Here is a 5,734-nt window from a genome sequence, read left to right on the forward strand (position 1 = left end):
CTGAAAGTAATGATAGTAACTTCTCATTACGATCTGGATAATACAATACACTATATGACATTTTTTTTGAGGACAAAGAAACTCTATTATACTATATAATAAGACACGTACTACACCGAATAGATACAAGCCTAAGTATTTAAATACCGGATAAAAAGATTTATTCTCTTAAGTATCGGTAATTGTTATTAGGCAGGAAACATTGTAAGCGTCTGCAGAGAAAATTAACGACGGGTGTTCGGAATATCCATTTGTGAGAGTAGTTTATATATTTCTGATTTGAGTTGGAGAATTGAATCCGAAACTCATTCAGCACAAGGGGAGGAGGGAGTTAAAGACCTGGTGCTGTTTGTAGGATAATTTGCTTACAGATGATAGATGAAAAGGATCTGTCACAGGCATCTTTCATTCTCGGAAGCCGCTTCAATAAAGGGATTTGAGGTTAAAAATGAAGGATGACAGATGTTTTCGCAATTAATTCGAGTTGGACAGGTTTCTGACTTTAAATAACGACACACCAATGCCAATGACTTGCTTTGTTGGCCATTGTTTCCTATTACTTTATTACACTATTAATTAGTCGATTGAAAAAAGAGTTTTAGAATCGGCCTTGACACAAATTACAGGATAATTGTTTGAGTCGAAAAAAATAGGTTTGTTGTACTTAATCTCGAGGGGTTTCCCAATGTATTGAGAATTAAATTTCGAAACATTGATTTGCTCTTCGTAAATGTTAACGTAATAAAGGGAGCTGTCGTTATCAAAACGTAAAACTATTTTATTATTTGCGACCATTGTAACTTCCGAGAGTATCCCTTTCTTGGTCTCTTTTTTTACAATAGACATAAATAGCGTTCCGATTGCAATGATAACAAATACCGATACTAAAAGTGAGTGTTGTATTTTCATAATTTAACAAGCTAAATCCATTGGAGTCAACAGGTTTATTTAATAGTGTAAAGATAGTTTGTTGTCCGCATAATTACAATATGTATAGCGCTTTTTTTTATCATTTTTAATCAAAAAAGATATCTAATAGTTGAAATTATAAGTTCGTGCAGAGAAATAATTACACTACGACAGTGGTTGATTCCATAATCGTAGTGTAATTTATTATAACTAACGGATTTCTTTTATTCGGATGTTCCTGAATTTTACAACCGATCCGTGTCCAAGAAATGCGATACGGCCGTTCTTGTTAAGCAAACCTTTTTGAATTTTCTCTGCCGGGATATCTTTGGTTACCTCATTGATATCTGTGTCTAATATCACTTCTCCGTTGAGTGTAATTTTAATACGGGATCCATCGGCTATAACCTCCTGCTGATTCCATTCGCCGGTCTTTTTCAAAAAACCGCGCTTGGCAGGTGCATATCCGTACAGCGAACCATGATATTGATAGGGTTTTAAGTCGGCATACACCGGTGCTTCGTTATCTAATATTTGCAGCTCCATTCCCTGATAGTTCTTATCGTCCATCGTTTGGTGACGGATACCCAGACCGTTGTTAGCCTCGGGGGTGAGCATGAATTCGAAGCGTAAAACAAAATTATCAAAGGAATCTTTGGTGTACAGGTTGCCTCCTATGTTTTGTTGAGGTCGCATAACAATGCATCCGTCTTCCAATACATATTCGGTTTTGTTGCCCACCCAGTTATCCATGGAAGATCCGTCAAAGAGAAATCTGAAATTTTCTTTTTTCTCGGATTTGCTCAGTTTGAAAATCTTGTTCTCATCCGTTTTGTCCCGACTTTGTACCTGAACCGTGCATACAATGAGAAAAAACAAGATCCAATTTAATGTCACGTTGTACTTCATCTTCTCTTTCTGTTTTTGCTGATTTTCAATTTCTCGGAATCCCAGTAAACCGGAAGTCCGCTTTGATAACTTTTATAACTTAACAAGGCCGGGGCGGCAGACTGAACCGCAAACATTACATCGGCTGTAAGCTGGCTTTTGGTACGTATTGCCTTAAAGAAGTTATTGAAATGGTCGTAGTGCCCGCCTTTGTATCCGTTTTCTGTCTGGAATACCACCTTATTGGCTGTTTCGGCTTTAGCCTGGTCTATTCCCTGTCCGATGGCAGGCAGCTCTTCAATTGCCCGAAGGTCCGCATCCTTAATGGTGTGCAGTACTACTTTGTCCCAGCCAACTTCCAGCATCCCTTTGTTGCCTGTTATCTTGAAATAGGTGCTGCCCCATTCCTTGGAAAAGGCATCCACATAGTTGGCCGACAACGACAAGGTGAAGGCTCCCACATTATTTTTATCCGGATAGTCGAAATATCCCATCATAATGTCCGGCGTATCCCTGTAGCCGTCTGTATAGTGGTAGATGCCGCCGGTGGTGTAAATTTTATCCGGACCGTTGGAGTCGGTAATGAAATTTACACTGGCTAAAACATGTACAAATAAATCGCCTGCAATACCGGTTCCATACTCTTTCCAGTTGCGCCAATAGAAGAACCGCTGAGGTTGGAACGGATGTTTGGGTGCATTGCCTAAAAAGCGTTCCCACCAAATGGTCTTTTCGCTGGCATCGGCCGGAATTGAGTATTTGCCCGGCTCGGTAGGTACGGCTGTAAATTTGGCTTCGATACTGTTTACCTTTCCGATTAGTCCGGATAAAACAAGTTGACGGGCTTTCCGGTTTCCAAGAGAGGCCATTCCCTGACTTCCGGGCTGGAAGTAGCATCCGGTCTGCTGCTGTGTGGCAACCAGTTCTTTAATCTCCTCCACCTTGTGTACCACCGGCTTCTCGCAATAAACGTGTTTGCCGGCTTTCATCGCTTCGATGGAGATGGGTTGATGCCAGTGGTCGGGCGTGGCAACAATTACAACATCCACATCGTCTCTTTTCAAGATCTCTTTATAATCTTTGGTGGTGAACAGATTGTCGCCCCAACTTCTTTTGGCATCCTCCAACCTTTTGTCGTACAGATCGCAAACAGCTGTAAGCTTTACACCTTCAACCATAAGTGCCGTATTGGTATCGGCGGTTCCCATACCTCCTTTACCTATCAGGGCAAGGCGGATAACAGAAGGTGCAGCGGCCGTTTCCTGCAGGACAGAAGTCTGTCTGCCGGCATGAAGCCATTGACCGGAAGCCAATAAAGTGCTTCCGGCCAGTGCTTGCTTGATAAATATTCTTCTGCTCGTTTTCATTTGTTAATCTTCCGATTTGCAGTCAAACTGAGTAGCTACAATACTGCCGTTGGTGCCTAGTACGTACATCTCCATAGTTTGTCCGTCGCCCGAAGTCTTCACATGGATATCGCCGGTCATATTCGCATTGTTATTGCATCCGAATTTGTTTAACCGGAAAGCCAACAGGTAAGAATCCAGTGGGTTGAGGCTTAAGTTTTGGGGAGAGGTTACGTCCAGCAGACGGCCGTTCATATACAGAGTTCCTTCCACCGTTCCCACAGCCAGATAAGTGGCGGCATTAAAGGTGGTTAGGTCAAGTGCCTGGGTTGAGAATCCTGCGCCCGGATCCAGCTCTCCATTCTTCAGGTCGTATTTCGATACCATATTCCCCTGATTGTCAAAATAGCCCAATCCCGGTAAAGTACCATAGCCCGCAATGAAGAATCCGTTGGAGATATCTGTTCCCAGTGGCATAGCATCACCAAACAGGTTCCATGCGATAGTGCCCGGTTGGGTTTCGAATACCTGCGGATCCTGCGAAACAAGCTGACCGTTTCTAACTGTCCAGTAGAGGAATTTGGATGAATTCTCGATAGTGGATACAATCAACGCATCACCATCCAGATCTCCCTTGATGGATAATTTCCGACCGTTAGGATAGATATGAGACGAGTTGATATACTCAACCGGATCTCCGGTTCCCGTAATTCGGTAGATAAGCTGCTGGTATGGATTCCCGTCGTTCTTGTTTCGGAGATTGGTAATCAGCAGGTTGTCTTTATCGTCGTTGGCAATGGTGAAGTTGGCCAGACTGCCCTTAAACGGCAATGCGATTGTTCCAACGTATTCGCCGGTAAGCTTATTGAAATACTTGAGGTCGGCATTACGGGAGTTTACAAATAAGTAGGAGGAGGTTACAGCAAAGCTGGCCGTAAAATGGTCGGTTCCGCTGATGCCCATCTCGGTTAACGACTTGGACCAAAGCAACTTTTCGCTGTTCGGTCTGATTCCGCCGCTGATTTCAGGAATTAAGATAAGCTCCGACTTGTCTGCAACAACAGATATGCCGCTGGTAGTTGAGATCTTGAGCGGAATGGCATATTGCTTGTTTCCGATGCCTTGCAGGCTTTCCACCTTTTTAACATCCAGCGTGATCTTTACTTTCTTGCTTACGGTTTCGGGGTCGAACTGAACCGTGCTGTTGTCTATTGTATAGCAGTCGGCCGGCAACTGTTTGTATGAAACCCCGTTGGCTGTATTGTAATTGCTCAGCACGCTTTCGTCGGCCACAAAGGTTACCTCTCCACTTGCTGTGCCCATCCCACTTTTGTATATAGAAACTTCGAAATCAACCAGACTCTTCTGCCGGTAGGCTTTCAAAATGTAATCACCATTTTTCAGAAGATAAAACTGGTCATCCATCATTCCCTCCATCCTGTTATCTTCGCAAGCGGAAAATAGAACAGAAACAAGTAAAATAATAAATGCTAAATTCTTTTTCATATGATATGATTTATTATTCGTAACTGAATTAATACTTTAATGACTGCAGGATTCGCTGCAATTTACCATCCATAGTTTTGAGTGATGTTTTTCATCTCGTTCAATTGATTCTGATGGATAGGGAAAAAATAGTGCTTGGGTTCGAAAACAATGGGTGAACAGATCTCGCTGGTTCTTTTCCATGAGTCTTCGAAATTCTTAGCCCTCAATTCGCGTCCGAAACGTGGACCGTTGCTTTCCTGTGGTGCAATCATCCATGTTCTGATGTCGTAATAACGATGATTCTCGAAGGCTAATTCAACCATTCTTTCCTTACGCAGCAGTTCCCTGAAAAGTGCCTGATTGCCGATTATCTCGGGGTAGGCCACTTCGATATTATTCAGTCCGCTTCTGTTTCTTACCTTATTGAAATATAATAGAGCTTCGGCTTCATTCCGGTTGGTCATTTCGTTGCATGCTTCGGCATAGTTCAGGTAGATCTCGGCCAGACGGAAGAAAGGCCAGCTGAATTTACCCCATTTACCGTTTTCGGTGTCGTTACGCGGATCGCTCATACGTCTGAACATATAACCAACCTTTACAAAGTCGCCGGTCTTGTTGTTGAACGAAGAGGTTCCTCCATCGTAGAACGTAACCAGTTTGGTGCCGTTGAACGTATTGATCCAGTTCATACCATTCCATAATATGGATGCGTAGAAACGGGCATCCCTGCCTATCACACTGTGGTGTGCCTTTATCTGAGTTCCGTCTATTGGATGTGTATAATTATCTACGAATCCATCTTCCTGATATCCTGAAAGTTCGTCAATAATAGGAGTCCCATTGCTTTTGTATCCGGTTATAGGATATCGGCCGGATTCACCCATCGGATAGGTGTCTACCAGTTTAATTGAAGGTGCATAACCTCCGTATCCCTCTTTTAATACCATGGGGGGAGCAGCACGAACACCCCAACTGTAGCCGTCGCCATCCCAGCGGGCAAAAATCAATTCGTCGTTCCATAATTCGAAAAAAATTCCCGAATAGGAGTTGATGGCCTGCATAAAAGGCGTGTCGCCGGTTGTAGTTTTATATAATTGGTAAGC

5 protein-coding genes are annotated in these 5,734 nt (G+C 43.0%); all 5 read right to left on the bottom strand.

Annotated elements, in window-relative coordinates:
• Nucleotides 1-576: 576 nt before the first annotated feature.
• Nucleotides 577-909: a hypothetical protein gene (locus AB7E53_RS10725; RefSeq protein WP_079684134.1), complete on the bottom strand. Its 333-nt coding sequence runs from the start codon at nt 907-909 to the stop codon at nt 577-579.
• Nucleotides 910-1,119: 210 nt separating this feature from the next.
• Nucleotides 1,120-1,818, bottom strand: coding sequence for a 3-keto-disaccharide hydrolase (locus AB7E53_RS10730; RefSeq protein ID WP_446775603.1), 699 nt, complete (start codon nt 1,816-1,818; stop codon nt 1,120-1,122).
• Nucleotides 1,815-3,164 carry a Gfo/Idh/MocA family protein gene (locus AB7E53_RS10735; RefSeq protein ID WP_068186840.1) on the bottom strand — a complete coding sequence of 450 codons (1,350 nt, stop codon included), beginning with the start codon at nt 3,162-3,164 and terminating at the stop codon, nt 1,815-1,817. The genes AB7E53_RS10730 and AB7E53_RS10735 overlap by 4 nt, the downstream gene beginning before the upstream one ends.
• A gap of 3 nt (nt 3,165-3,167) precedes the next feature.
• Nucleotides 3,168-4,649: a DUF5018 domain-containing protein gene (locus AB7E53_RS10740; protein WP_350456180.1), complete on the bottom strand. Its 1,482-nt coding sequence runs from the start codon at nt 4,647-4,649 to the stop codon at nt 3,168-3,170.
• A gap of 62 nt (nt 4,650-4,711) precedes the next feature.
• Nucleotides 4,712-5,734: RagB/SusD family nutrient uptake outer membrane protein (locus tag AB7E53_RS10745; protein ID WP_446775605.1), on the bottom strand; the 1,023-nt coding region annotated here is incomplete at its 5' end.

The organism is Macellibacteroides sp., from assembly GCF_050251695.1.
Lineage (GTDB): Bacteria > Bacteroidota > Bacteroidia > Bacteroidales > Tannerellaceae > Macellibacteroides > Macellibacteroides fermentans.